We start from the raw sequence: 26,012 nt of genomic DNA on the forward strand, positions 1-26,012 counted from the left end.
ACATCTTATCTTTTATTATAATCTTATCTTTTATTATAAGAATAGCTTACTGAATTTATCCTCGTATTGATGCATTATTCTAGAGGAATTTTACCTGTTATGTCAGTGCTAACAATGTTATTAACCTTGCAAAGTTTGTATCTAAAAGTATTCGTAACTTATTTTTGCGTTCTCTTATAATACCGTGGAAACCAATCACTTTAAAATGCTTACATATAGTTATCAATAAACCAGATAAAAACTGGGTTTTTCGACTATTTTCAAGCAGAATAAAGCTTTTATGTGACTGATACGTTATTATAGCGTGACGTGAATCATCATCAACCCTGACCTACAAGATTAGAAAGGTTGATGTAAAAAAGTTATGAATAAGCCATCAGAATAAGCATTTAAAAAAGGAATAGAATATGCGCCGAGTGGTTATCACAGGAGCCGGGATTGTCTCTTGCATCGGACACGATTTAGCGACCGTTACTACTGTCCTAAAAGAAGGTCAGTCCGGTATTGTCTTCAATGAAAGCTATGCTGAACATGGGTTTAAATCCCAAGTCAGCGGTAGTGTGGATAAAAGTGAGCTGGACACTAAGTCTATCGACCGTAAATTAAAACGGTTTTTTAGTGATGCCAGTCTCTATGCTTATGTTAGCGCCTTGGCCGCTATCGAACAGGCAGGCTTGGCCATTGAGACCGTAAATAACAACCCAAGAGTAGCGCTGGTCGCCAGCTCAGGCGGTGCCTCTACAGAAAACATCGTCAATGCGGTAGATGCTATGCGCGAAAAAGGACTGCGCGGCGTCGGTGCGATGGCGGTACCCAAAACCATGGGCAGCTCCGTATCAGCAGCACTAGCGACGGGGCTTAAAATTCAAGGGGTCTCCTACTCGCTGACCTCTGCTTGTGCCACTTCAACCCATTGTATCGGTCATGCCGCTGAGCTTATTCAGTTGGGTAAAGCCGATGTGGTGCTCGCTGGCGGTAGTGAATCTGAGCATTGGACTCAGTCTTGCATGTTTGATGCGATGGGCGCGGTTAGCACCCAATATAATGAGACGCCAAAAAAGGCCTCAAGAGCTTATGATAAAGACCGTGATGGTTTTGTGATTGCCGCTGGCGGCGCTATGCTGGTGGTTGAGAGCCTTGAGCATGCCACCGCACGCGGTGCTAATATCTTGGCAGAGATTGTCGGTTATGGTGCTAGCTCTGATGGCGCTGAGATGGTGGCACCTAGCGGCGAAGGTGCCGTTCGTTGTATGCAGCAAGCGCTAGATCAAGCGGGCTTAACTAGCGTCGATTATATCAACAGTCATGGCACCAGTACGCCGCTAGGCGATATCACCGAGCTTAAAGCCATTGCTAAAGTATTCTCTCAAAATGATAATAAAGACAATGTACCACCCATTAGCTCCACCAAATCGATGACTGGTCATAGCTTAGGAGCGGTCGGCGCGCAAGAGCTCATTTATTGCCTGCTTATGCTCCAAGACAATTTCATTGCCCCTAGTATCAATGTTGAAACTTTGGATGCTGAGGCTGAAGGCTTCGATATTGTCACCCAAAAGCGCGACGTTAAACTGGATACGATTATGAGCAACAGCTTTGGCTTTGGTGGTACCAACGCTACCCTAATTATTAAAAGGTTTGAACCCTAGTTTATGAGCTCGCAGAAGCACTTACAGCAAAATAAAGACCTATCCCTACCAACGCCAGCTATTAAAAATAATAGCTGGCGTTTTGGCGACTTATCGGCAGCAGAGTTATTACCCTTATTACAGCGGCATTTACTAGCGCAAGATAAACAGGCGCATTGGCAAATCGTATGGCTAAACAATGAAGGCCGACAAGTTATTGGTTTACTGCCTAAAGTAAGCTGGTCGGTTTATTTTTCGGCTATTGATACGGATATCACTAATGTCGAAAAATTAGCTTCATTTTATAATCCAGATGCACCTTATAATCCGAACTCACTTTATAGCGTAGTCAAAACTTGCCGTGACGATCACGACAATTACTCTACTAATAAAGCAGTCATCACAACTCAAATGAGCTATAGCGCTTGGCAACAGGAGCTAATCGATTATAGCCAAACCTACGAAGACGCTAGCGATAATATAAATATAAAATCGGCAAAAGTAGCTGACGATACCCGTTATAACCACGGACTTATCGGTTTTATAGGTTACGATATTGCTGCGCATGAGTTCAGCGCAAAGCTTGATATCAAGCAGTTATCTCAGCCTTGCGCAGTGTTAGGACATTATGATATTTATCTGACGCCAGCTAATGATAGCTGTGATACAGATAACCATATAGATAACGCAGGCTGGCAGTTAAACGTCAATACCGTCAATACCACCCCTCATTCTGATGATGATTCACATGAGGTTGTAGCTAAACTGCGTGCTTATTTGGACACGTTAGATGCCAAACTAGCTCATAAAAAACCCGTTGAATATACGCCAGCGCCATTAATCCTAACGGCAAATTGGCAACAGAGCGATTATCAACAAGCGTTCGAACAAACCCAGCGCTATTTAGAACAAGGGGATTGCTATCAGATTAATCTAACTCAAAGCTGGCAAGGTCAATTCGATAATTCAAAAGTGGATAAACTAACCTTAGCGCTGATTGATTATTTGCCAGCCTTACAGCGTAATACTAATGCCCCCTTTGCCGGTTATTTGGCGGCCACAAAACCTGTCAGTGACTGCGATCACTTAGGCTCTGATTCTGATTCTGATTCTGATTCTGATTTTGGGTATAGGTATGATAATTTTGAGCTACTTAGCTGCTCACCTGAGCTGTTTTTTACCTTTATAACCGACTCTACAACCAATACCCAGCATATTCGCACCAAACCTATCAAAGGCACGATTCCGCGTGGTGATAATGTTGAGCAAGATTTAGCTCTCAAACAACAACTGATTGATAGTGATAAAGACCGCAGCGAAAATGTCATGATCGTAGACTTGCTACGTAATGATTTGGGCAAATATGCCAAGACCGGTAGCGTCAAGGTTCCGCAGCTGTTTGACATCGAAAGCTTTAGTAACGTCCACCACATGGTTAGCACCATTACCGCCGAGCTCAAGCCAAATGTGCATCCACTGACCGTACTATTTAATAGCCTGCCAGCCGGTTCAATTACTGGCACTCCTAAAAAGCGAGCGGTTGAAATCATTACTGAATTGGAAGCTGCTCCACGCGGTGCTTACTGCGGCACTTTAGGCTACATGAACTTTGATGGTAGCGGTCAATGGAATGTGCTGATTCGCAGCCTACAAGCGTATAGCTCTAATAAAGAGACGCAAGTTAACCTGTGGGCAGGTGGCGGGATTACGGTGGCTTCTGACTGTCGGTCTGAATACCAAGAATGCTTGGATAAGGTAGGTAATTTGCTGGCGGTATTGGCTCAGAAGTAGCTTTTATAACAGCAAAAAGCTGGATTAAAATCCAGCCTATGCCAATAGCTTTACTTACTTATTTACGAGTGGAACGGCTATAACTAAAACCCAAATCAGCTGGTTTATTCAGAGCTAACGGACTTATGAAAAGCCTCTAAGGCTTCGATAAGGCGCTTATGCTGCTCTTTGGTGCCAACCGTAATACGCAAATATTCGCTAATACGCGGCTGATTAAAGTGACGCACAATGATGCCTTGTGCGCGTAACATGTTAGCGATCTCGCTAGCGTTGCCCTCTTGAGGACGCGCAAAAACAAAGTTAGCCTGCGAAGGTAGCACTTGGTAATCCAATGCCTTCAGGCTCGCTGTTAATGACTCACGCAAATCAATAACCTGCTGACAAGTTTGCTCAAAATACTCATTATCGAGCACACTAGCCGTAGCTCCAGCTTGCGCCAACTTATCTAAGGGATAACTGTTAAAGCTATTTTTCATCCGAGTTAGCGCTTCAATCAAGGATGCATTACCAAACGCCATTCCTACCCGTAAACCTGCAAGCGAGCGCGACTTGGAAAAGGTTTGGGTAACCAGTAAGTTATCAAATTCATCAATTAAGCTTATCGCTGAAACCGCTGTCTGCTTGCCATTCTCGTCAGTAACTGCAGCGCTATTAGCAAAATCAATATAAGCTTCATCAATCACGATCACGGCATTCGGATGCTCGCTGGCAAGCTTGCTAATATCTGCCAGCGATAATAGTAGCCCAGTTGGCGCATTGGGATTAGCAATAATGATGCCGCTACAAGGCTGACGATAGGCATCAGGGTCGATACTAAAGTCATCTTCAAGCGCAATCTGTACCAAATCCACACTAAAGGTTTGCGCATAAACTGGATAAAAACTATAGCTGATATCAGGAGCCAATAAAGGGCGCTCTTTCATAAAGAAGCTAGCAAATACCAAGGCCAAGACTTCATCTGAACCGTTTCCGACGAACACTTGGTTGATATTAAGATTATGTCGCTCAGCCAATGCCGCACGCAAATCATCAGATTCAGGCGCAGGATATAAACGCAGCGCATCCGCTTGTGAGGCTAATAAAGCGCTCACCGCTGTGCTCACTTGAGGCGATGGTGGAAATGGGTTTTCATTGGTGTTGAGCTTGCATAAATTTTCGTGCTGAGGCTGCTCGCCCGGTACATAAGGTGACAAGTTGCGTGCTTTGGCTGACCAAAGTCTATTATCAATTTTCGTTTCACTCATAATTTACCCTACTGCTCACGACCTAACTACTTATGGTTACGGATTAATGGTTACGGATTATAAAATGACTAAAAGCAGATTATTTTTCTCGCAATTTTAATATAGCTTACATTCTCTTATTTATAGCGATAACGAGCTGAGCGTGCATGCGCCTCTAAGTCCTCATGCTGAGCTAAGATATCAGCCGTCTTTGCTAAAGGTTTACTGCCGCTCTCACTGCAATAAATGAGCGATGATTTCTTTTGAAAATCATACACCCCTAATGGAGATGAAAAGCGTGCCGTACCTGACGTGGGCAACACATGGTTGGGACCTGCGCAGTAGTCGCCAATTGCCTCTGGCGTATGACGACCCATAAAGATCGCCCCAGCGTGACGAATATCATTCAGTAGCGCATCAGGATCATCAACGGAGAGCTCTAAATGTTCAGGGGCAATGCGATTAATGAGCGCCATGCCCTCGCTTCTATCTTTGACCCATATCAAAGCACCACGATTCTGTAATGAATCGCGAGCGATATCTGCTTTTGGGAGCTCTGCTAAGGCTTTTTCGATCTCTGCCGCCACAGCCGTTAATTGCTCGCGGCTGGTAGTCACAAAGATAGCTTGGGCAATACGGTCATGCTCAGCTTGCGATAATAAATCCATGGCTAGCCAGTCCGCCCGATCGTTCTCCTCACCTTCAGCATAGACTAGCACCTCGGAAGGTCCGGCAATCATATCGATGCCCACTTGTCCAAAGACCGCCCGTTTTGCCGCTGCTACGTACTTATTACCCGGCCCAGTTATCTTATCTACCGCTGGAATAGTTTGGGTGCCGTAAGCTAAAGCAGCAACCGCTTGAGCACCACCAATAGTAAAGACTTTATCAACCCCTGCCAAATGAGCGGCGGCCAATACTAAGGGATTCAGCACGCCTTTGGGCGCTGGCACTACCATGATGACTTCTTTTACTCCGGCTACTTTTGCAGGAATAGCATTCATTAATACTGAAGAAGGATAAGAAGCCAAGCCGCCCGGCACATAAATACCGACACGGTCGAGCGCCGTTACCTTTTGACCCAAGCGGTTGCCGAGCTCATCAGTATATTGCCAAGTCTCTTGTTGCTGGCGTTCATGAAAGGTTCGTACGCGAGCAGCCGCTGTGGTTAGCGCCTCTCTGACCTTACCATCAAGATTATCAAAAGCTTCAGCCAGCGCCTGTTGCGATAGACTCAATTCGTCCATCGAAGTCGCAGTATGCTGATCAAACTTCTGGGTCAATGCCAGTACTACGCTGTCACCATCATGACGAACTTGAGCGATTATATCGTCCACGGTCTTTAATAATTGGGCATCATTGACGGTTTCAAAAGCTAGTAATTTAGATAATTGCTGCTCAAAATTGCTATCTGAGGTACTTAATTGGCGCATAACTTAATCCTAGGTTAAGGGCGCTCACTCTTTATTATATGCGGTTGCTGTTCTTTTAGAGTACGCCATTCATTAGTTTATAAAACTAAAAGTAAGATAAATACGGGAACTTGCCTGAACTTGATACTATAATTAGCAAAAACAATGAGTAAAAAGTTAGTCACAAAGTCATTGTAAAATAGTATTTATATTTAGTTTAACGGATTCAGCTGCTAAAGGGTATAGGCATCATAAAATCCAAAATATATTCATCCTAAATATGAGACATAATAAAACCAGTTTAGCATGCCTAATTAAAATCCAAGGGCTAAACTGGTTTAAAAAACTTGATGATTAAAGTTAATATTGTTAATAGGAGCGTTATTAATTACTACAAATCCAAAAACTTACTAGTCAAAGAGCAAGCCTAGTACTTAATAATAAGTGCCCTATGAAACCGCAGCAACACTGCCTTTAAAGCTCTCTATTATCGGCTCAAGTAACCAAAATTTACGCTTATAACTGACTTGATTGACAATAAGGCGCGAAGACACATCGCAGATATGCTCAAGCGGCTCTAAACCGTTAGCGATTAGAGTATTGCCGGTATCGACCACATCAACGATCAAATCTCCTAAACCGACCAAGGGCGCAAGCTCCATCGAGCCATAAAGCTTGATAACATCGACTTGCTGACCTTGACTAGCAAAATACGCACGCGCCACATTGACATATTTGGTTGCAATACGCAGACGACGATTGGGCAGGGTTGCGCCTTTTACCCCAGCTGTCATCAGCTTACACTGAGCAATTTGCAAATCTAACAGCTCATAAACATGATTAGCACCATGTTCAAGCAAAACATCTTTACCTGCTACGCCAAAATCAGCAGCGCCGTGCTCTACATAAGTCGGTACGTCGCTGGCACGTAAAATCAACACCCGCACATCAGGATTGGTGGTCGGAAAAATAAGCTTGCGAGAAGCTGCCGGGTCTTCTAATAATTCAATGCCAGCGGCCTGTAACAAAGGCATGGTCTCTTCTAAAATGCGCCCTTTCGATAAGGCTAAGGTCAGGCCATTGAACTCGTTATCTACTTCATTTATCAGAGTGTTTGTCGATGAGCCTTTTTGCTCAGTCTGTTGTTGTTCAGTCATAGTAGCTAGCTACCCGTTGTGGTCTAGGTTGTAGGTATTGCGCCTTGGCAGTTTTATAAGTAACTTAGTAATGAACTAATCATTAGTATTAATACGCTCAATGGTCACGCCCAGCGCCCGTAACTTATTTTCAACATCTTCATAGCCGCGGTCGATATGATAAATGCGGTCAATAAGACTCTGCCCTTCAGCGGCAGCGGCAGCCATTACCAATGACATCGAAGCGCGTAGATCCGTTGCCATAACTGGAGCGGCAGTAAAATTTTCGACGCCTCTAACCACTGCGGTATGACCATCTACTTGAATAGAAGCCCCCAAACGATTAAGTTCAGGGACATGCATATAACGGTTTTCGAAGATATTTTCAATAATCGTACTGGTACCATCGGCTAGACAACAAACCGCCATAAGCTGAGCTTGCATATCAGTAGGAAAGCCTGGATGAGGCTGGGTACGAATATCGACAGGTTGTGGACGCCCCTTCATCTGAGCACGAATCCAATCCTCGCCCGTAGTGATAGTCGCCCCCATGGCTTCGAACTTTTCTAGCACCGGATAAAGCAGGTCTGCCCTAGTATTTTTTGTCATGACATCACCGCGGGTCATCAGCGCACCAGCTAAATAGGAGCCAGTTTCGATGCGATCTGGGACTACTGAATACTCACAGCCATGCAAACGATCTACCCCTTCAATGGTCATCGTTGCCGTACCAATACCGCTAATCTTTGCGCCCATGGCTACTAGCATATTGGCCAAATCAACCACTTCTGGCTCCAGCGCACAGTTACCAAGAATAGTTGTACCCTTAGCCAATACCGCTGCCATAATAACGTTTTCAGTACCACCAACGGTAATCATATCAAATGAGAAGTTACAGCCAATTAGCTTGCCGCCTTTAGGAGCACGCGCTTTTACGTAGCCGTTTTCTACGCTAATTTCAGCTCCCATAGCTTCAAAAGCTTTTAGATGCTGATCCACCGGACGTGAGCCAATAGCGCAGCCACCCGGTAATGAAACCTCAGCTTCACCAAAACGTGCTAGCAATGGCCCTAGTACCAAAATTGAGGCGCGCATAGTTTTGACCAGATCATAAGGCGCATAAAAGCTATTGATACTATTGGTATCACAGGTAACGGTATCATCCTGTTTTTGAATATCAATACCCATACCTGCAATCAGCTGGATCAAGGTACGCACATCCTGCAACCAAGGTACGTTATGGATGGTAGTTGGGGTTTCAGCCAATATCGTTGCTGCTAATAAAGGTAAAGCGGCATTCTTGGCGCCTGAGATAGTGACTTCTCCGGCGATACGACTACTTCCGGTAATTAAAAACTGATCCATAACGTTGATAACCTAGCTGTTGATATAAAATGTGAGTGTAGTAGAGATATAGATTGCTATAAAAGACCAGCAAGCACCAGCCAAATATAAGCTTAGCCTTTGGACTGAGCTTCCCATTCAGCAGGGGTCAACGCTTGAATATTAAGCGCATGAATATCGCCACTGGCAATTTTGTCATTAACTAACGCATAGACCGCCTGTTGGCGCTGTACTAAGCGCTTGCCCTCGAAGCTTGTATCAACTACGCGAACATCAAATTTATTACCTTGATTGGCCGCTTGAATGAAAGCGTCTGGAAAGTGCTGTTGTAAAAATGCGATTAGATCGTCAGCATTCATGCTCATAAGAGATCCTATTTTTAAAAGGTGAGATAATAGTTATATGTTAAATGGCGTCATTATAACAAGAGTTTGACGCTCTTACAGTACTGTCTACGATTAACCATTTATTAATTAAGCTGTTTATGCAAATAACTTAGTACTTGCGCTCGTACACCATTGACCCAGCGTAAGGGCGGCGCCATCGCCCCAATACTGGTAGCATGACTTGCCCCTTTAATCTCACCATTTTCGACGGTAGCGCCAAAATCTTTTAAGGCTTGAGTCATTTTGATCGTATTGCTCTCATGGACGGTTTTGTCATTCTCAGCGGTGAGCAATAAGTAAGGCGGCTGATTGCCTTTAATATGTCTATCCGGCATCACCTCATCTGGGGTAGCCGTACTGGCAAAAGCCGTACTGCCGCCGTATTGGCGAAAGTCATAACTATAAGGGCCTGCAATACCAATGACTGCACTGATGTCGTTGGGACTGATTCCGTAAGGCGCTAAAAAATCTTCGTTTGAGACCGCCGCTAGCGCATTAAAAGCACCTGCTGAATGTCCAATGACTGCAAAGCGCTGAGGATCGGCATGCAGGTTAGATGCGTTGTTATAACTCCATGCAATCGCTTGAGCGGTATCTTCAACATAATCAGGATAGACATGCTCAGGCGCTTTTCGATAGTTAATCACAGCGGTGATATAACCTGCCTGCGCTAAGCTTTGTCCGACAAAGGCGTATTCATCCTTATTGCCACTTTCCCATGAGCCGCCGTGGACAAACACTACCATCGGATAGCTCACATTAACAGTACGCTTGGCTTGCATAGCTTGCGCTAGAGCTTTGGGATAATAAACATCTAAATCCTGTAAGGGCTCATCACCATATAAAATATTTTTACTAACCCCAACACCGCCACTTGATGTAATACCATTGACTACAGCTAGAGCTGAGAGAGCTTGAGCCTGTTGAGCGGCCATCAAGGTACCACCCAGAGCTATAGCCGCAGTAATGCCCGCACCTACCCCTTTTAGTGAAAGAGCTTTGCTGGTCGCATTGCTTGTACCGTTATCGATGGTTTTTTGGTCTGTAGTGTTTGTTTGATTTATAGCATGGGCATTTTCTCGATTGCTATTATTAGGCGCTTTTTTCGAACCTTTCATAACTTATATCCCTATTATCATTTAAGCGTTAGGTAACCACCTATCCATAGCCGCAGTATTTTAATGGTTGATATGCGCAACCATTATCATTCTCTACCACTGATATAGTAACGGATTACTAAAAGTAGGCCGTGCGCTTACTGTTAATAATATTTAGGGTTCTTGTGAACAAACTATAGTAGGTGCTAATTGCCATACAAATCAACATAAGTGCTTGAAGGGTCTTGTTCAGTAGGTACTGGTTCGTTAACAGAGCTGGCTGGTACGCTTGTTGAAGCGGCATTTCTGACAATAGGAGTGGCTACCAGCGGCTGAGCATCCGCAGAAGCGCTCACGTTATTTTCAAACATAATATCTTCATCACTAATAGGCGCACCGGTATCGTTGACCAGAGTCGTTAGTAATACCAGCTCGGTAACACCAGCTGTACTATTAGCAATATCGATTAAATGGCTCTGCTGGGTTGGGGTCAACCGCCCCATTACATATACCACGCCAGTGTTTGTCACTACTTTAATTTGTGAGGATTTGATGCTGTTGTTTGCCAAAACCTTTGCCGTTATCTTTGAGCTGATATAACCGTCTTGCACGTTTGAGCTGTAGCCACGGGCAACACTGACATTGAGCTCATTATAAACCTTGCGTACATCAGGCATAGAACCGATAACTTCCTCGACCTGAGTCTTGAGCTCCTCAGTAGGAATCTCACCAGTCAATAGTACTTCACTATAAAAACTATCAATACTCATACGGCTGTTCTGCTGTAAATTTTGCTGCAAACCATAAGCATTGATTTTGGCCGTATGCTCAATACTACGATCAAGCAGACGCTGCGGAATCGTGCGCTCAGTCACGGGTACGCCGTAGGTTCCCTCTGTGCTATTGGTAAGATAATTGGTGGTACAGCCGGTACTGACTATGCTAGCTATGAGTAATGTGCTTAGCATAGTACGGCGAGGTAAGGTAGAAATAGTAGTGAGCAAACGCATCCTTGTCATCATTGACCTCTTAGAGCTTAGGATTGTAGATTGAATAAATTAAGCTACTTTACTTAGTTTTTATCATGAGCAGTTAGGTTTTTGGTAACGGCAACTTGTTGAGAAGTTAATAACTCTAATTGATAACTATAAATTAGGTAAATAAATACTACAGTCATAAATATACTTATTATCAATAATCATATAATACTTACCAGGCGCTAGCTACAAAAGCAGCCGCTAACCATTCTGGCTGATAGCTGGCATCTAAATTTTCATGGTCTACACTATCATGCTGATCATCCTTGATAGGTGGGTATCTGATATCATAGGCAATCACATCAAATCGGCATTCATAGTTGGCATATTGAGGATGATACTGTAAAAAGTATTTAGCGGTTTTGGTGATTTTACGTTGTTTTGCCGAGGTAACACTTAACGCCGCATCACCAAAGCTGGAGCGCAGGCGCTGACGTACTTCAATAAATACTAGCGTTGGCCATGCTTGCCCGGCTTCAACCATGATTAGATCCAATTCACCGGTTTTTGGTTGCTGCCAGTTTTGCGCAATCAACACCAAACCTTGGGCTTGCAGGAATAATAAAGCTTGCTGCTCAAAATAGCGACCTTGACGCTGCTTAGGAGAGCTCACAGCCAATGGTCGGCGACTATTCTTATTAGCACTGGTTTTCGAGCTTTTGGGCGCCATAATCTTGGCTTCTGTCTATGAACATTTAAGAATTATCATAGCACAACATGCTAAACTAGGGCGGTTCATAACTTATATTTAATATTGGATTTAATATGAGAGTGTATTGAATATATAACTCCCTATTTAGCTTTGAATATTTTTAACTTTTATAACGCCTGTGAGGTTTTCATGTCTACCCCTACCGCGATGCCGGCTCGCCTTTACATCGTTGCCACCCCTATTGGCAACCTTGGCGATATGACGGCACGCGCCATTGACACTCTAAAACAGGTGGCTATTATCGCTTGTGAAGATACTCGCACCTCAGGTAAATTGCTGGCGCATTTTGGCATTGATACCAAAAGCGAGCAGACTATTAATGATAGCTCTAATGATAAAACTGATAAAACAGCAGATAAGAAAGGTCATAATAAGCTGTGGGCGTATCATGAACACAATAGCGCTATTCAAACCCCCAAAATTATTGAGATGATTCAGCAAGGTCATTCGGTGGCCTTGATTAGTGATGCGGGCACACCACTGGTTAGCGACCCTGGTTATCAGTTGGTGCAAGCGGCGCATAGCGCTGGTGTTACCGTCGCGCCTATCGTTGGCGCATCAGCGGCAATCGCTGCCTTGTCAGTAGCAGGACTGCCCTCTGACCGTTTTAGCTTTATTGGATTTTTACCCGCAAAAACTCATGGTCGTCAAAAGCAGCTTGATGCTCTAAAATCCCGTACTGAAACCCTGATATTTTATGAAGCACCGCACCGTATTATTGCCAGTTTAAAGGATATGGCGGAAATATTCGGCGCTGATCGTGAAGTTACTTTTTGTCGTGAGCTCACCAAAACTTTTGAGACTGTCTATAAATCTACCTTAGGCGCTTTAATTGATTTTGTTAGCGCTGATGATAATCAACAACGCGGTGAAATCGTAATTGTAGTTGCTGGCAACAGTAGTGCAACTGACGACGATGACATTAGTACTCATGATGCATTATTGCAGCGCTTATTAGAAGATTTATCAGTCAAAAAGGCGGCGGCTTTGGGGGCGGATATTACCGGTGTAAAAAAGAATGCGCTGTATCAGCGGCTGCTTGAACTCCAAAATGAGTAAAAGCCACTATTTGATTTTTATTTTGATACTTTTTATTTTTTATTTTGATATAAAGGTAGGAGAGCTAAAATGTACGATGTAATGGCGATAGGTAATGCATTGGTAGATCATGAATATGTGCTGATTGATGCCGCCTTAGAAGATACCGGTTTAGTCAAAGGTCAGATGACGCTGGCAGGGCTTGAAGAACAAAAAGAGCTGCTTGCCTTTCTTGATTTGGCTGATATTGAACCTTCAAAACAAGCAGGTGGCGGCTCAGCAGCTAATGCGATGTTTACTTTTGCTAGTTTGGGCGGCAAACCCTTTTATGCGTGCCGAGTTGGAGATGACGAGCCTGGCCAATTCTACCTGCAAGACTTAAACCAAGCAGGCGTTGCTACCTCCAAAAAGTCTATCCATGCTGGCGGGGTAACGGGGTCCTGTGTGGTCGCTGTCACCAACGATGGCGAGCGCACTATGCAAACCTATCTTGGTACCTCAAGCGATATCACCGAAGATAACGTCGATTTTGAGGCATTAACCCAAGCCGACTGGTTATATATCGAGGGTTATTTGGCCATGTCTGAAAGTATTCAGCCAGCGATGACCAAACTGCGCCAACAAGCAGGAATTCATGGTGCCAAAATTGCGGTAAGTTTCGCCGATCCGGCGGTAGTAAAGTTCGCTAAAGACGGTTTACTTAATATGCTGGGCAATAAAGTAGCGGTGATATTTTGTAATAGTGAAGAGGCCAAGCTATTTACCGATAAAAAACAAATAAAAGCTTCAGCACGTGCTTTGTTAGATTATTGTCAAATTGCCGTAGTAACCGATAGCGCTAATAATACTATTATTGCGCAGCAGCCTGATGACGAGAATGGCGAGATTATATTTCATGAAGTACCCACCCCTACAGTCACCAATGTCGTCGACACCAATGGTGCAGGCGACAACTATTCTGGCGCTTTTTTATACGCATTATCGCAGCAGTATAGCTTACCGGAGTGTGGCCGGTTGGCTGGCGAAATCGCCTCTCAAGTGGTGCAGCAATTCGGTCCACGCCTAGAGCCACAAGAGTACCAAGATATCGCTCGCCGGGTACTGACCGTTTAGAAACTCAAAAATTAATAAATTTAACACTTATCAAAGCGTGAAAAAGCCCATATTTATAATACGGGCTTTTTGCTTATGCTAAAGATGAAAATCTAGTACAAAGTGCTTTTAAGCGGACGCTAAAGCCTGCTCTAAATCGGCTTTGATATCGTCAATATGTTCAATACCAATAGACAAACGTACCATATCTTCACTCACGCCTGCTTGCTCAAGCTCTTGCTCATTCAACTGACGGTGGGTAGTGGTTGCTGGGTGGCTAGCTAGAGACTTGGCATCGCCAATATTGACCAAACGAGTAATTAAGTTTAGCGCGTCAATAAAATGCGCACCAGCCTCGCGGCCGCCTTTTACGCCGAAAGTCAAAATCGCTGAAGGCGTACCTTTCATATACTTTTGTGCCAGCTCATGATCAGGATGATCGGTGAGTCCTGCATATTTAATCCAAGCGACCTTATCATGGTCACGTAAGTATTCAGCAACTGCTTGCGCATTTTCTACATGGCGCTCCATACGCAGACTCAGGGTTTGCATACCTTGCAGAATACTAAAAGCGTTCAGAGGACTGAGCGCTGCCCCTGTATTACGCAGAGGAGCCACACGAGCTCGGGCAATATAAGCTGCTGCGCCCACGTCTTTTACAAAGTTTACCCCATGATAGCTGACATCAGGCGTATTCAATAATGGAAAACGCTCGGGATGATCGCCCCAAGAGAAGTTGCCACTATCGACAATAGCGCCGCCGATTGAAGTACCGGTGCCGCTCATATATTTAGTCAACGAATGAACGATAATATCAGCACCAAACTCAAACGGACGGCAAAGCGCGGGCGTAGCCACAGTATTGTCAATCACCACTGGCACCCCATATTCATGAGCGATATCACTTATGGCCTGAATATCAACAATATTACCCAAAGGATTACCGATACTCTCGGCAAAAACCATTTTGGTTTTTTCATCGATTAAGTCATGAATAGCTTCTGGATTTCGATGATCAAAGAAGCGCACCTCGATACCTTGACGCGGCAAAGTATGGGCAAAGAAATTATAAGTGCCACCATAAAGGGTAGAAACCGCTATGATATTGTCGCCCATCTCACAAATAGTTTGCACCGCATAAGTGATAGCTGCCATTCCAGAAGCTACCGCCAAGGCACCAATACCACCTTCTAATGCCGCCACCCGCTCTTCTAATACCGCATTGGTTGGGTTCATGATACGAGTATAAATATTACCTGCGACCTTTAGATCAAATAAATCTGCGCCGTGCTGGGTATCATCAAAAGCGTAGGAGCTGGTATGATAAATCGGTACGGCTACGGCTTTGGTCGTCGGCTCAACACTATAACCGGCATGAATGGCTAAAGTTTCTAAGCGCTGATTATTAACATTATTTGCTTGATCATCACTCATTATAGGTTCCTTATAAATTACAGAGGTAAACTAAAAACTATCGATAAATGGAGCGCTAACAAAACGTTAGCAATAAAAAAGCTGGGTTAATCATAACCCAGCTTCTATATGAATAAAACCGCAATTTTTTCATCAATTTATGACGATTATTCATAACTAATGAAAAACAATGCCATTCTTAGTCTTTAATCGTTACTTATAATAAGCGTTTGCCGCATAAGTATGGTCAGTGTCATCAATAACTTGCGTGAGCTCTGGAATTTGCTGCTTAAGCTGTACTTCAACGCCTTGACGCAGCGTCATCTCTACCGCTGAGCAGCCTTGACAACCACCGCCGAACTTCAATACGGCGGTGATACCTACACCATCTTCTTCGATAAGCTCAAGCAAATCTACCATACCGCCATGAGCCGCTAGGCTTGGGTTAATCTCAGCCTGCAATACATAGTTGATACGCTCTTCAATACTAGCATCAGCGCCCACTTTGGGCACTTTTGAGTTCGGCGCACGGAAGGTTAACTGACCCCCGAAACGATCCTTATTATAATCGATAACCGCATCTTCTAAATAAGGCACAGAAGCGGCATCGATAAACGCATCAAAATCCTCATAGCTGAATTTTACATCAGCGTTATCTTCTTCACCCGGTTGGTTATATGCCATGCAGCACTCTGCACGCGGCGTACCTGGGTGCTCAACAAAAATACGCACACCAATACCAGCGGTATCTTGCTTAGATAACAACTCAGCTAAGTAACCTTGAGCGGCTTCAGTGATAGTAATATTGCTTTTAACTTCAGTCTGCTCGGTATCCAGCGCTGATTCAAATTCGGTAGGCTGGTTAGCAGTTGGGTTCTGTTCACTCATAATGCATCCTATAGATTATGACACCAGCGCTCTTTTAAACGTATTTTTGGTGTCGTTAATTGGGGAGATAGAGGCTATCAAGCATCAAGTTGCATGGATTATCTTGTCATCAACCTGACGGGTTATGTTCGATTGAATATAGTGAGTTCAATATAAAAAAGATACAGCGGGACTGGTATGAATTTTGCGCAGCATCGAAACGGCGTAGGCACAGCACGCCAGTAAAATTTATACCAGTTCCGCGTTTAAATATAATGTATCTATTTTAGTTAAAATTGACTATAACTAGACTCATAACCTTGATAGCTATCCATTTATAAGGTCTATTATAGCGCACTTATATGATAATTCCGACCATGCTACTGCGATTTACTAGTCACCGCAATAAAGTCAAGGCTATAAATAGTATCATTGGCTTACTTAATAGCTTTTAGCATGTACAAAAAATAAATAATATAACCAGTAAACTATCTGCTATGGTCTATATTAAGGTTGGTTTGCTGATTATCAAGCATTGAGTGTCCTATTAATAATTTAATAGTAGCCTCAGTAAATCAGAGCAAAATCTGTCTTATTACCCCACTGATTTTAATCTAAATGAGCTGTTTTTATGACTACAGAAACCTTGACCCTAGTAAACACTAAAGATGGTGAGAAAATTGCAGTATGGAAAGTCACAGCTCATAAAAACCCTAAACCTATTAATAATACGGTGGTTAAAGGACAAAACGTCTTCTTGACCCACGGGACTTTCTCCAACAAAAAAGTCTGTTTGAGAATCGCAGAGTATTTGGCTGAAATAGGTCATGACTGCTATATCATGGAATGGCGCGGGCATGGCGATAGCTCGATACCAAAGCATAAATTTAACTTCGAAACCATCGCTACTTACGATTATGAAGCTACTTTTCGTTACCTCTTTGAGGAGTTAGAGCTGGATAATCTACACTGCGTAACTCATAGTGGCGGCGGGGTGTGCTTAGCGATGTTTTTGGTGCAGAATGTGCACTATATCGACAAATTAAACAGTATCACCACCTTTGCTTGCCAAGCATACGGAGCGATATCAAGCCCTAAAAGCCACGCTAGAATTGTCGCCACCAAACTATTCAATCGACTTTTAGGTTATATTCCTGCAAAAAAGCTTAACATGGGCCCGGTCAATGAAAGCTACTACACTATGCGCCAATGGTACGACTGGAACCTAAATAAAGACTTTAAAAGTAGTTTTATCCATAAAAACGACATGACTCAAGAGGGTATTAAACAAGATACTCTTTATCAGCATTCTCTTTATCAACATACTTTGAATAAAAACAATTCCTGTAGCAACAAAACTAATAAAAAACCTAAAACTTCAAGCCCTAATGATAAGGAGTATATTGACTATCGCCAATATATGTCCAAAATTACTACGTCCATTTATGCTATCAGCGCTAAAGGTGATAACTTCATTTCCCCTACCAATGGTTGCCAGCTATTTTTCGCTAACTTTACTAACCCTACCAATATCTTTCATGAGTACTCAAAAGCGAATGGAAATTTAGAAGATTACGATCATACTCGTATTTTGGTAAGTCGTAATGCTGCGACCGAGATTTGGCCAACAGTCGCTAATTGGATCGCAGCACATATAGTGAGTTCAGTATAAAAACGATACAGCGGGACTGGTATGAATTTTGCGCAGCATCGAAACGGCGTAGGCACAGCACGCCAGTAAAATTCATACTAGTTCCGCGTTTAAATATAATGTATCTGTTTTATTTAGAATCGACTATACCTCAGCCTCTTAATGACTATCAAGTTCAATCATTACTCATACATTACTATTCAGCACCTTGATTTAATATACATTTTTATATATTATAATTATACATAAAAACTAATGATAAAAATTATTGGTTGCTCAGTTTTTTATTTCTTAAACTATTAGTACTGCTAAATGAGGATCATCCCATGAGTAAGTCATTTAACGATATCACCAAACACGTCTCGAGCAATATGGTTAAGCTGCACAAAAACATTCCAGAGACTAGCAAAGCCTTTTCTCAGCTTAGTAGCGCCTCAACCGTAGATGGTGTTTTAGATAAAAAAACCAAAGAGCTTATCGCGCTAGCATTAGCGGTCGGGGCACGCTGTGATGCCTGTATCGGCTTTCATACCAAAGCATTGGTTAGGCTTGGTGCTACCGAACAAGAAGTCGCTGAAACCCTCGGCGTATGTGTCGCGATGGGCGGCGGCCCGTCAATGATGTATGCTGCCGAAGCGGTTGCCTCCTTTGAAGAGTTTAGCAAAGATAAGTAAGCCTTTATTGAAAGTATAAAAAACGAAACTGCCAATAGTTATTGAACTTTTGGCAGTTTTTTATGGCTTTTTTTATAGTTATTTTAAAGTGATAACCAGGCTACTAAGGAATTTACTTGAGAAATACTAAAAGTTTGAGCTAATAAGTGTTTAAAGTCATTTTGTACCTATTACATCTATTCAAATTAACTTCACATAAGATAACTGAACAAACTTTTATGATTGGTTAGACTTTATATTGTTAATACAACGATATAAATAAACAATTATAAAGGAGTATGTTATGAAGTTATACGTGATTCCAGGTACCTGTGCAGTGGTTCCGCATACCGCTCTTGAGTGGGCCGACGCAGATTATGAGCTGGAGCTTTTAGATCATGACTCTGTCAAGTCAGAAGCCTACTTACGTATCAATCCGCAAGGTGCAGTACCATCGATAGTAGATGGCGCTACGATTATCACCCAAAACATTGCTACTCAGGTTTATATTGATGCCTGCTATCCTGATGCTCATATTTTTGGTAAAAACGACTCTCCTGCCGAAAAAGGTCAGCTGATGCATTGGTTAGCTTTCTTGAACGCAGATCTGCATAAAGCATTTGCCCCGCTCTTCGGTCCTGAGGGCTTTATTGAAGATGAGTCTGCACAGCAGCAGTTAAAAGCTAAGGCGAAAGAAAATATTGCGCACCTGCTAAGATTGCCAAACGAGCAACTGGGCAAGCAAGATTATCTAACGGGCAGCAAAACCACAGCCGATATCTATCTTTATATCACCTTAACATGGGCGAAGAAGTTTGAGATTGATCTGTCTAAATATAATAATCTAAACGGCTTTATCAAGCGTATTGAAGCTGACGAAGGGTTGACAGCCGTTATTGAGCAGCAAGGTTTAGAGAAGATTGAATCGCTGTAGATACTAATTATTGAGAAAATTTTATAACCAAAATTTTTATTATCTAACCTTTCTAACTTTTAGAGAGGTTTTTTATATTCTCAGCGCCTCACCCTGCCACAACCTCGATAATACTCTTACAAATACGAGCACTTAAATTACTCAGCTTCTCATCTGGCGAACCCTCACAAAAGCAATGAAAGTCATAAATCTGATCTTTATAATCGATACAGTAAAAAAACGTGCCGACAGGCTTCTCTATGGTTTCAGAGCCGCCTTCTTTTACTAAGCCGGTGCAAGCGACATAAACATCGGACTCAAAGATAGCTTTAGACTTCTTTATCAACTCTCTAGTGACAGCTAACGACTCAGAGGTATGCTCGCTCATTATTTGGCTAGAAATTTTTAACACATTCTTTTTGACCCAGTCGTCATAACAAACCAATCCACCCATCAATATATCACCTGAATAATCGGTGAGTGAAAATTTATGCGCTAGATAGCCTGCCGTTGCACTCTCAATAAAGGTAATGGTTAGCTGGTTCTCTGCTAATAGTTTGGCACATTTATCAAACATGATGAGCTCCATAAAGTCGATTAGTCTTGTGTATTATAGATGTGGTTATCATAAGGTGTTAGGGCAGCCTATCCCTTTATTAAAAGCCAGCGTTCATTGATAGTATGGTGTTAACTCTGCCAGCATTCGTTGTCAATGAATAGACATAGTTAAGCCTATTTATTACATAACTTTAGTAAGTTAAGGTCAACCATGAATCCATTATCTAGTAGTCGCTTGATCAATAACCGCCCAACTAAGCATTGGCGACAGCGCTATAAATCAGCACTGAGTCTGAGCCTCATAAGTCTACTAGTAAGCTGCCAGTTAACTGCTTGTAGTCCCAATCAGGAGGTCGTGCCTCTACCCGAGAGCGCAATCGAAATTGACGATTCAGTTAATTTATATCAGGTTGATAATTTATTATTTCGCAGCGAGCAATTGGGTTTAGCTGACATTCCATTGTTAATAGATAATGATATTGACGCTATTATTAATCTGCGCTACTTCAATCAAACAGCAAACGATGAGCTATTAGATAAGATCGTTGAAGATACGTCCGTGACTTTATACAATCAACCTCTTAAAGCATGGAATGTAACGCCGCAGGAGATTGCACAAGTACTCAGCCAGATAAAGGCTCTACAAGATCAAAACAAGCGAGTTTTGGTTCATTGCTATCATGGCGCGGATCGAACAGGATTGATTGTAGCTATGTATCGCATTATTGAGCAAGGCTGGTCGATTGAGGATGCCAAGCAGGAGATGACGGCTGGAGGGTATGGCTATCATCCCATTTGGATAAATCTTGAAAAAATGCTAGACCCTATAACGCTCAATGCGGTACGTGAACAACTATAACCGTAGCATCCTAAAACATCTTTACACTTGTCAGCCAGTCATCGGCTGTGGCAGTATTAGCGTCATTGTGCCCTAGTCGATAAACGATTAATAGATTTGCTGCAAGGAGTTGCGTTTATGAGTGCCGAACAAACTAAAAATAATATAGATGAGTTAAACGCTAAGCCTTATAAGTATCTGGTATTTATCGGGCGTTTTCAGCCATTCCATTTTGGTCATAAGGCGGTTATTGATAAAGCCTTAGAATGTGCAGAAAACGTGATTATGCTTATCGGCTCTGCTAACTTGCCGCGCAGTTTACGCAATCCTTTTTCAGTCGCTGAACGTACTGCCATGATCAAAGGGGCCTTTTCAGATCAACAAGCGGCTCGCATCCACTGCGTTGGTCTCGATGATGCTCTGTATAACGATACACGCTGGCTAAAATACGTCCAAGCTGGGGTCAAGTCCGTAACCCATGACTTAAATGCTAATATCGGTTTGATTGGTCATTCAAAAGACAACTCCTCTTATTATTTATCTTTATTTCCCAATTGGAAATCACTGTCAGTACCCAGCTATAAAAACTTATCGTCAACCCCCATTCGTGACAGTTATCTCATGGGCGCTACCCCAACGCCTGAGCGTACGCCAGAATCGACCCGTGAAGTATTGAATGAATTTAAGCAAACCGCTGATTATCAGCGCTTGCATGAAGAAGCGGGCTTTATCGATAAATATAAGAAGCAATGGGAGTCTGCGCCTTATCCGCCAACCTTTATGACCGCTGATGCGCTGGTAGTGCAGTCAGGGCATATCTTACTGGTCGAGCGCCGGAGTATGCCGGGACGTGGACTCTGGGCGTTGCCGGGTGGTTTTATTAATCCCAAAGAAACCTTGTTCGATGCCTGTATCCGTGAGCTACGTGAAGAAACCCGTCTTAAAGTACCAGAACCCGTATTACGTGGCTCCTTTCATAGTCAGCATACCTTTGATGATCCCTACCGCTCGGCGCGTGGACGCACCATTACCCAAGCCTTTTATTTGCAATTAAAGAACGATGCTAAAGGTTTGCCAAAAGTGAAAGGTAGTGACGATGCTGCTCGAGCCTTTTGGTTACCGCTGGCTGAGCTTGATGCCAAGATGATGTTTGAAGACCATTATGCGATTATTACCAAGATGGTTGGATTGTAATGGTTTTTTCTACTTGAGCTTTAGGCACTTATATTAATTCTCTAAAAAATGTCGACTGAGCCGATAGACGGCAAAGGCCATTCGCTGCATGGTTTGCAGCATATTAAAGCAGAGGAGTTCTGTGATGTACACTGGTAGTTTTAATAATTTAATCTTAAATTCAGACAGCTATAAGACCTCACACTGGCTACAATATCCGCCGGGTAGTGAATATATGTCAAGCTACGTTGAAGCTCGTAAAGGTGACTACGATACGGTGTTTTTTGGCCTGCAAGCCTTTATTAAAGAGTATTTGCAAGCGCCCATTACCAGCACTCATATTGATGAAGCTGAAATGGTCATCAAAGCGCACGGTCTACCCTTTAATCGAGCCGGTTGGGAGCGCTTGGTCGAAAAACATGGCGGTTATCTGCCTATACGTATTCAAGCGCTTCCGGAAGGCAGTATCGTACCGGTATCAAACGTGGTCTGCCAAATCGTCAATACGGATCCTGAATTTTACTGGTTACCCAGCTACCTTGAGACTACCCTGCTGCGGGCTATTTGGTACCCTTCTACCGTCGCTAGCTTATCTTACTATTGCAAAAACGTGATCAAAACGGCGCTAGAGAAATCTGCTGATAATACTGACAGCTTACCCTTTAAACTGCATGATTTTGGTGCGCGCGGGGCTTCCAGCATGGAGACCGCTGCACTCGGTAGCCTTGCTAATCTGGTCAATTTCTCCGGTACCGATAGCATGACGGCATTGGTTGCCGCCAGTCGCTGGTACGGTATGGATAAAGACATGCCGGCGTTCTCTATTCCTGCCGCTGAGCACAGTACCATGACTGCTTGGGGACGCCAGCGTGAAACCCAGGCTTATGAGAATATGTTGGATCAGTTCGGTGGGGACGGCAATACCGTGGCGGTAGTCTCTGACAGCTATGACTTATGGAATGCTATAGATAATATCTGGGGCGATGCGCTCAAAGATAAGGTTGAAACTATGGGCGGCACCCTAGTGATCCGTCCTGATAGCGGCGATCCGGCTAAAGTAGTACGTGAAGCGCTGGAGCGCCTAGCAGTGAAGTTTGGCACCACCATTAATAGTAAGGGCTATAAAGTCTTGCCTGACTATATACGTCTCATTCAAGGCGATGGTATCAATCCGCAAAGTTTAGGCAAAATACTTAATACTATTATGGAAGCTGGCTTTAGTGCGGAAAACGTCACCTTTGGCATGGGCGGCGGTCTGCTGCAGCAAGTCAACCGTGACACCATGAGCTGGGCGATGAAAGCCAGCGCTATCCAAATCGATGGCGAATGGATAGATATCTTTAAAGACCCCATAACTAGCCGTGCTAAACGCTCCAAAAAAGGCCGCTTGGCGCTGGTTAAAGACAGTAACGGCACGCTTAACACTATTAAAGAACAAGCCTTAGAAAATCCGGCGGATAATCTATTACAAGACGTGTTTGTCGATGGCAAATTATTGGTTGACGATAGTCTGACTACTATTCGGGAGCGCACGGGATGGTAACGGCTACTAATAAAAAAACTACAGAACAAACCACTCTTGGCTTTAAAGCAGCAGCAACCCCCAAAGTAGCAGCTATAGCCAAGGATGTGCTCCTAGCTCCCATTTATCTGTACCAAGGGCACAAAGTAAAGCGCGATACCGTACGTTTACCAGAACCTGAAGGCGAGCGTCATGGCAGCGTCAAGCTAAACGTAACCGAGGCTGCAAATGATAATCTGCCAACCTTCCAGCTTATGATTGTTGGTGATTCATCGGCAGCGGGCGTTGGTAGTGACACGCAAACCGATGCATTGGCAGGTAAATTGATTCCGGCATTACAGCAGCAGCCCGCCATCGATTCAAGCTTTGCTCAGCTGGACTGGTCACTGCAAGCGACGACCGGCCATACCAGCTTTGATATTTTGCGTAGGCTTTATGTATTGCCCACGCCCAATGAAGCTATTGATGTGATGATACTCAGTCTTGGGGTAAATGACACTACTGCTAACGTCGCTACCGAGACTTGGCAACAACAGCTTGAGGAGATTATTGCCGTAGCCAAGCGCAAATTTAAGGTCAAGACTCTGATATTTTCCAGCCTGCCCCCAATGGCAAAAATGCCCGCTTTGCCCTCACCGCTAAACGGCTTTATCGGTGCCAAAGCCACGAAGCTTGATGATATATTGCAGCAAGTTTGTAGCGAACATGACGGCGTATACTATATGGCAGCTGACTTTGCACGTATGGCCGAAGAGCATAGCAATGGCGAGCCTATAGATGGCACCGTTATGTTTGCTCGTGATGGCTTTCACCCCAGCTCTATTACCTACGGCTACTGGGCACTGCAATTAAGCGATCTGATCGCTCAGTTACTTACTAATACCAATAATAATTTATCGAATTAATAGAAAGGCTGGCTCAAAAACAACGCAAAATCAAACAAAAAAAACCGCTGATTATTCAGCGGTTTTTTTATGATTTTACTAAAAATATTGGCATCTAATAAAATTGGTGTCTAATAAATGAGAAAATTTACTCAGCAGAAGATTTTTTGCTACGGCCACCAAAAGCACCAAAACGCTTGTTAAAGCTAGCAACACGACCTTCAGTAGAGCTTTTACGCTGCTCGCCAGTATAGAACGGATGCGAGGCACTTGAGATATCAAGTGGGTAGTATGGGTATTCTTTACCTTCGTATTCACGAGTCGCTTTAGTATTAGCGGTTGAACGAGTCAAAAAATACACGTCAGCGTTAGTGTCGTGGAATAATACTTCTTGATAATTAGGATGGATATCTTTACGCATAATAAACTCTCTAGGTCCGATGTATGCAAAGTACGCTTGGCATAGCTATTAATAATATACCAAACTGAGCACACGTAACTGAGGCACTAAGGACATCTCAAAGCTGGCAATCGCATCACTGGCTTATTCCAGCACCCGACACCATACCTCTGCTCTCTTAGCCTTTCCCCAGCGGGAAAATGAAACCGAGATTTTAACGGTTTTTGGAATTTGATGCAAGTTACATTTCTAGGATAGACCAGGCGTTATCAGATTGATGATATTTTGCTTAAATAAAAAACAGTAGCTATCTATGCTACTGTTTTTTTATTGTTTTCACTACGTTTTTATTTGGTCTTAACCACGTGCCAGACGCCGCCTTTATTGTCACCATCGACGTCACCTACTTTGGTGTCATTGGCATAAAAATATAGCGGTTTGCCATTGACTGCCCACTGATAGCTGCCATCTTCACGCTGGAAGGCGGTAAACTGACCGGTGGCTTTAGCGTTGCTGGGTGCTTTAAATGCTGGCCACGCAACCAAGCAAGCTGCGCCGCACTCTGATTTATTCATACTGTCTTTGTCAAAGGTATATAGCGTCATGTGATTTTTTGAATCAACTAGCACACCGTTTTTACTGGTTACGGGTACTGTATTACTGGCGGTAGACTTGACTTCGTGTGTCCCTGTGGTGTCCATACCAACCATATTTTTCATAGTCGTACAACCACTGACGGCCAGAACTCCTGTTAGTGCCGATAACATCAAAATACGCTTCATAATAACTTCCTTATCATTATTGAAATAAAAGTAACTGCTAAAGAGCATCCAGCCTAAGCTAAGCGGTGCCATTTGTTGAACTATTTCAATATAGCACAAGCTTTAATGGATTAATTTTCCTAAAGCATAAACTTACAAAAACTATAAATTAATAAAACTAAAAATGGCTTACTACTTTAAGTTGACACTCTATTTATAGGTGCCAACCACTTTTTATTCTTACTAAGAATTATTTATCTTTATTGTTAACTAAAAACACATTAGAAATATTTATTATTTAGTACCATTTATCTATATCTATTGACAAAAGTTACTCATTTATCTACTTATAAACTAGGATAAACTTCCGTAGACTGTATCTATTGTTGATAGACATTTTTATAAAAACTGTGACTGTAGCGGTTTGTTATCTACATTGAACTTAGCGCTCTCCATACACATATCAATAGTCTTACCTCGGTA

General features: G+C 43.1%; 24 protein-coding genes. 11 read left to right on the forward strand and 13 right to left on the reverse strand.

Annotated elements, in window-relative coordinates; all coding sequences use genetic code 11:
* The first annotated feature begins 407 nt into the window (after positions 1–407).
* Positions 408–1,649 (forward strand): beta-ketoacyl-ACP synthase II, encoded by a 1,242-nt coding sequence (locus JMX18_RS08155; protein WP_201586668.1) that lies wholly within the window; start codon positions 408–410, stop codon positions 1,647–1,649.
* Positions 1,650–1,652: 3 nt separating this feature from the next.
* Positions 1,653–3,419 (forward strand): anthranilate synthase component I family protein, encoded by a 1,767-nt coding sequence (locus JMX18_RS08160; protein WP_201586670.1) that lies wholly within the window; start codon positions 1,653–1,655, stop codon positions 3,417–3,419.
* Positions 3,420–3,523: 104 nt separating this feature from the next.
* Here JMX18_RS08160 and hisC read toward each other — a convergent pair whose 3' ends face one another.
* The 8 genes from hisC to JMX18_RS08200 form a co-directional block, all read right to left on the reverse strand.
* Positions 3,524–4,663, reverse strand: a complete 1,140-nt coding sequence (hisC, locus tag JMX18_RS08165; protein ID WP_201586672.1) for a histidinol-phosphate transaminase — start codon at positions 4,661–4,663, stop codon at positions 3,524–3,526.
* A gap of 116 nt (positions 4,664–4,779) precedes the next feature.
* Complete coding sequence (hisD, locus tag JMX18_RS08170; RefSeq protein WP_201586674.1) at positions 4,780–6,075, reverse strand: histidinol dehydrogenase; 1,296 nt, start codon at positions 6,073–6,075, stop codon at positions 4,780–4,782.
* 428 nt (positions 6,076–6,503) lie between these two features.
* A complete protein-coding gene (gene hisG / locus JMX18_RS08175) occupies positions 6,504–7,211 on the reverse strand; it encodes an ATP phosphoribosyltransferase (RefSeq protein ID WP_201586679.1) in 708 nt (235 codons plus the stop codon).
* A gap of 75 nt (positions 7,212–7,286) precedes the next feature.
* Positions 7,287–8,555 (reverse strand): UDP-N-acetylglucosamine 1-carboxyvinyltransferase, encoded by a 1,269-nt coding sequence (gene murA / locus JMX18_RS08180; protein WP_201586681.1) that lies wholly within the window; start codon positions 8,553–8,555, stop codon positions 7,287–7,289.
* 92 nt (positions 8,556–8,647) lie between these two features.
* Positions 8,648–8,893: a BolA/IbaG family iron-sulfur metabolism protein gene (locus JMX18_RS08185; RefSeq protein WP_201588293.1), complete on the reverse strand. Its 246-nt coding sequence runs from the start codon at positions 8,891–8,893 to the stop codon at positions 8,648–8,650.
* Between the two features lie 110 nt (positions 8,894–9,003).
* A complete protein-coding gene (locus JMX18_RS08190) occupies positions 9,004–10,038 on the reverse strand; it encodes an alpha/beta hydrolase (RefSeq protein WP_227674610.1) in 1,035 nt (344 codons plus the stop codon).
* Positions 10,039–10,223: 185 nt separating this feature from the next.
* Positions 10,224–11,027 carry a BON domain-containing protein gene (locus tag JMX18_RS08195; RefSeq protein ID WP_227674611.1) on the reverse strand — a complete coding sequence of 268 codons (804 nt, stop codon included), beginning with the start codon at positions 11,025–11,027 and terminating at the stop codon, positions 10,224–10,226.
* Positions 11,028–11,226: 199 nt separating this feature from the next.
* The gene (locus tag JMX18_RS08200) at positions 11,227–11,724 is read right to left on the reverse strand and encodes a YraN family protein (RefSeq protein WP_201586682.1); all 498 of its coding nucleotides are present in this window, start codon (positions 11,722–11,724) and stop codon (positions 11,227–11,229) included.
* 171 nt (positions 11,725–11,895) lie between these two features.
* Between JMX18_RS08200 and rsmI the strand changes: the two genes are divergently transcribed.
* Both rsmI and JMX18_RS08210 read left to right on the forward strand, forming a co-directional pair.
* Positions 11,896–12,825: a 16S rRNA (cytidine(1402)-2'-O)-methyltransferase gene (rsmI, locus tag JMX18_RS08205; protein ID WP_201586684.1), complete on the forward strand. Its 930-nt coding sequence runs from the start codon at positions 11,896–11,898 to the stop codon at positions 12,823–12,825.
* Between the two features lie 69 nt (positions 12,826–12,894).
* On the forward strand, positions 12,895–13,917 hold the full coding sequence (locus tag JMX18_RS08210; protein ID WP_201586686.1) for an adenosine kinase: 1,023 nt from the start codon (positions 12,895–12,897) through the stop codon (positions 13,915–13,917).
* A gap of 108 nt (positions 13,918–14,025) precedes the next feature.
* On the opposite strand, the gene JMX18_RS08215 is transcribed toward JMX18_RS08210, so the two are convergent.
* Together JMX18_RS08215 and nfuA are read right to left on the reverse strand one after the other, a co-directional pair.
* Positions 14,026–15,330 (reverse strand): O-acetylhomoserine aminocarboxypropyltransferase/cysteine synthase family protein, encoded by a 1,305-nt coding sequence (locus JMX18_RS08215; protein WP_201586693.1) that lies wholly within the window; start codon positions 15,328–15,330, stop codon positions 14,026–14,028.
* Between the two features lie 192 nt (positions 15,331–15,522).
* Positions 15,523–16,197, reverse strand: coding sequence for a Fe-S biogenesis protein NfuA (nfuA, locus tag JMX18_RS08220; RefSeq protein ID WP_201586701.1), 675 nt, complete (start codon positions 16,195–16,197; stop codon positions 15,523–15,525).
* Between the two features lie 610 nt (positions 16,198–16,807).
* Here nfuA and JMX18_RS08225 point away from each other — a divergent pair.
* The 3 genes from JMX18_RS08225 (at position 16,808) to JMX18_RS08235 (ending at position 19,414) form a co-directional block, all read left to right on the forward strand.
* Positions 16,808–17,848: an alpha/beta fold hydrolase gene (locus JMX18_RS08225; protein ID WP_201586702.1), complete on the forward strand. Its 1,041-nt coding sequence runs from the start codon at positions 16,808–16,810 to the stop codon at positions 17,846–17,848.
* A 305-nt stretch (positions 17,849–18,153) separates the two neighbouring features.
* The gene (locus JMX18_RS08230) at positions 18,154–18,501 is read left to right on the forward strand and encodes a carboxymuconolactone decarboxylase family protein (RefSeq protein ID WP_201586703.1); all 348 of its coding nucleotides are present in this window, start codon (positions 18,154–18,156) and stop codon (positions 18,499–18,501) included.
* 283 nt (positions 18,502–18,784) lie between these two features.
* A complete protein-coding gene (locus tag JMX18_RS08235) occupies positions 18,785–19,414 on the forward strand; it encodes a glutathione S-transferase family protein (protein ID WP_201586706.1) in 630 nt (209 codons plus the stop codon).
* A gap of 88 nt (positions 19,415–19,502) precedes the next feature.
* Here JMX18_RS08235 and JMX18_RS08240 read toward each other — a convergent pair whose 3' ends face one another.
* Complete coding sequence (locus JMX18_RS08240; RefSeq protein ID WP_201586714.1) at positions 19,503–19,970, reverse strand: CinA family protein; 468 nt, start codon at positions 19,968–19,970, stop codon at positions 19,503–19,505.
* Positions 19,971–20,162: 192 nt separating this feature from the next.
* On the opposite strand from JMX18_RS08240, the gene JMX18_RS08245 reads away from it, so the two are divergent.
* The 4 genes from JMX18_RS08245 to JMX18_RS08260 all read left to right on the forward strand — a co-directional run bounded on the left by JMX18_RS08245 (position 20,163) and on the right by JMX18_RS08260 (position 24,389).
* Positions 20,163–20,810 carry a dual specificity protein phosphatase family protein gene (locus tag JMX18_RS08245; RefSeq protein WP_201586724.1) on the forward strand — a complete coding sequence of 216 codons (648 nt, stop codon included), beginning with the start codon at positions 20,163–20,165 and terminating at the stop codon, positions 20,808–20,810.
* Positions 20,811–20,927: 117 nt separating this feature from the next.
* A complete protein-coding gene (locus JMX18_RS08250; RefSeq protein WP_201586726.1) occupies positions 20,928–21,983 on the forward strand; it encodes a bifunctional nicotinamide-nucleotide adenylyltransferase/Nudix hydroxylase in 1,056 nt (351 codons plus the stop codon).
* A 124-nt stretch (positions 21,984–22,107) separates the two neighbouring features.
* The gene (locus JMX18_RS08255) at positions 22,108–23,505 is read left to right on the forward strand and encodes a nicotinate phosphoribosyltransferase (protein ID WP_201586728.1); all 1,398 of its coding nucleotides are present in this window, start codon (positions 22,108–22,110) and stop codon (positions 23,503–23,505) included.
* Positions 23,499–24,389: an SGNH/GDSL hydrolase family protein gene (locus JMX18_RS08260; RefSeq protein ID WP_201586730.1), complete on the forward strand. Its 891-nt coding sequence runs from the start codon at positions 23,499–23,501 to the stop codon at positions 24,387–24,389. The genes JMX18_RS08255 and JMX18_RS08260 overlap by 7 nt, the downstream gene beginning before the upstream one ends.
* A gap of 127 nt (positions 24,390–24,516) precedes the next feature.
* On the opposite strand, the gene JMX18_RS08265 is transcribed toward JMX18_RS08260, so the two are convergent.
* Both JMX18_RS08265 and JMX18_RS08270 read right to left on the reverse strand, forming a co-directional pair.
* Entirely contained in the window at positions 24,517–24,789 is a 273-nt protein-coding gene (locus tag JMX18_RS08265) for a type B 50S ribosomal protein L31 (RefSeq protein ID WP_201586737.1), read from the reverse strand.
* 326 nt (positions 24,790–25,115) lie between these two features.
* Positions 25,116–25,550 (reverse strand): COG4315 family predicted lipoprotein, encoded by a 435-nt coding sequence (locus JMX18_RS08270; protein ID WP_201586739.1) that lies wholly within the window; start codon positions 25,548–25,550, stop codon positions 25,116–25,118.
* Positions 25,551–26,012 lie beyond the last annotated feature (462 nt).

The organism is Psychrobacter jeotgali (assembly GCF_904846315.1).
GTDB classification, from domain to species: domain Bacteria; phylum Pseudomonadota; class Gammaproteobacteria; order Pseudomonadales; family Moraxellaceae; genus Psychrobacter; species Psychrobacter jeotgali.

Excerpts from the sequence above, each read along its gene's own strand:
- JMX18_RS08155 (WP_201586668.1), top strand. The coding sequence starts at position 408 with ATGCGCCGAGTGGTTATCACAGGAGCCGGGATTGTCTCTTGCATCGGA.
- JMX18_RS08160 (WP_201586670.1), top strand. The coding sequence starts at position 1,653 with ATGAGCTCGCAGAAGCACTTACAGCAAAATAAAGACCTATCCCTACCA.
- hisC (WP_201586672.1), bottom strand. The coding sequence starts at position 4,663 with ATGAGTGAAACGAAAATTGATAATAGACTTTGGTCAGCCAAAGCACGC.
- hisD (WP_201586674.1), bottom strand. The coding sequence starts at position 6,075 with ATGCGCCAATTAAGTACCTCAGATAGCAATTTTGAGCAGCAATTATCT.
- hisG (WP_201586679.1), bottom strand. The coding sequence starts at position 7,211 with ATGACTGAACAACAACAGACTGAGCAAAAAGGCTCATCGACAAACACT.
- murA (WP_201586681.1), bottom strand. The coding sequence starts at position 8,555 with ATGGATCAGTTTTTAATTACCGGAAGTAGTCGTATCGCCGGAGAAGTC.
- JMX18_RS08185 (WP_201588293.1), bottom strand. The coding sequence starts at position 8,893 with ATGAATGCTGACGATCTAATCGCATTTTTACAACAGCACTTTCCAGAC.
- JMX18_RS08190 (WP_227674610.1), bottom strand. The coding sequence starts at position 10,038 with ATGAAAGGTTCGAAAAAAGCGCCTAATAATAGCAATCGAGAAAATGCC.
- JMX18_RS08195 (WP_227674611.1), bottom strand. The coding sequence starts at position 11,027 with ATGCGTTTGCTCACTACTATTTCTACCTTACCTCGCCGTACTATGCTA.
- JMX18_RS08200 (WP_201586682.1), bottom strand. The coding sequence starts at position 11,724 with ATGGCGCCCAAAAGCTCGAAAACCAGTGCTAATAAGAATAGTCGCCGA.
- rsmI (WP_201586684.1), top strand. The coding sequence starts at position 11,896 with ATGTCTACCCCTACCGCGATGCCGGCTCGCCTTTACATCGTTGCCACC.
- JMX18_RS08210 (WP_201586686.1), top strand. The coding sequence starts at position 12,895 with ATGTACGATGTAATGGCGATAGGTAATGCATTGGTAGATCATGAATAT.
- JMX18_RS08215 (WP_201586693.1), bottom strand. The coding sequence starts at position 15,330 with ATGAGTGATGATCAAGCAAATAATGTTAATAATCAGCGCTTAGAAACT.
- nfuA (WP_201586701.1), bottom strand. The coding sequence starts at position 16,197 with ATGAGTGAACAGAACCCAACTGCTAACCAGCCTACCGAATTTGAATCA.
- JMX18_RS08225 (WP_201586702.1), top strand. The coding sequence starts at position 16,808 with ATGACTACAGAAACCTTGACCCTAGTAAACACTAAAGATGGTGAGAAA.
- JMX18_RS08230 (WP_201586703.1), top strand. The coding sequence starts at position 18,154 with ATGAGTAAGTCATTTAACGATATCACCAAACACGTCTCGAGCAATATG.
- JMX18_RS08235 (WP_201586706.1), top strand. The coding sequence starts at position 18,785 with ATGAAGTTATACGTGATTCCAGGTACCTGTGCAGTGGTTCCGCATACC.
- JMX18_RS08240 (WP_201586714.1), bottom strand. The coding sequence starts at position 19,970 with ATGTTTGATAAATGTGCCAAACTATTAGCAGAGAACCAGCTAACCATT.
- JMX18_RS08245 (WP_201586724.1), top strand. The coding sequence starts at position 20,163 with ATGAATCCATTATCTAGTAGTCGCTTGATCAATAACCGCCCAACTAAG.
- JMX18_RS08250 (WP_201586726.1), top strand. The coding sequence starts at position 20,928 with ATGAGTGCCGAACAAACTAAAAATAATATAGATGAGTTAAACGCTAAG.
- JMX18_RS08255 (WP_201586728.1), top strand. The coding sequence starts at position 22,108 with ATGTACACTGGTAGTTTTAATAATTTAATCTTAAATTCAGACAGCTAT.
- JMX18_RS08260 (WP_201586730.1), top strand. The coding sequence starts at position 23,499 with ATGGTAACGGCTACTAATAAAAAAACTACAGAACAAACCACTCTTGGC.
- JMX18_RS08265 (WP_201586737.1), bottom strand. The coding sequence starts at position 24,789 with ATGCGTAAAGATATCCATCCTAATTATCAAGAAGTATTATTCCACGAC.
- JMX18_RS08270 (WP_201586739.1), bottom strand. The coding sequence starts at position 25,550 with ATGAAGCGTATTTTGATGTTATCGGCACTAACAGGAGTTCTGGCCGTC.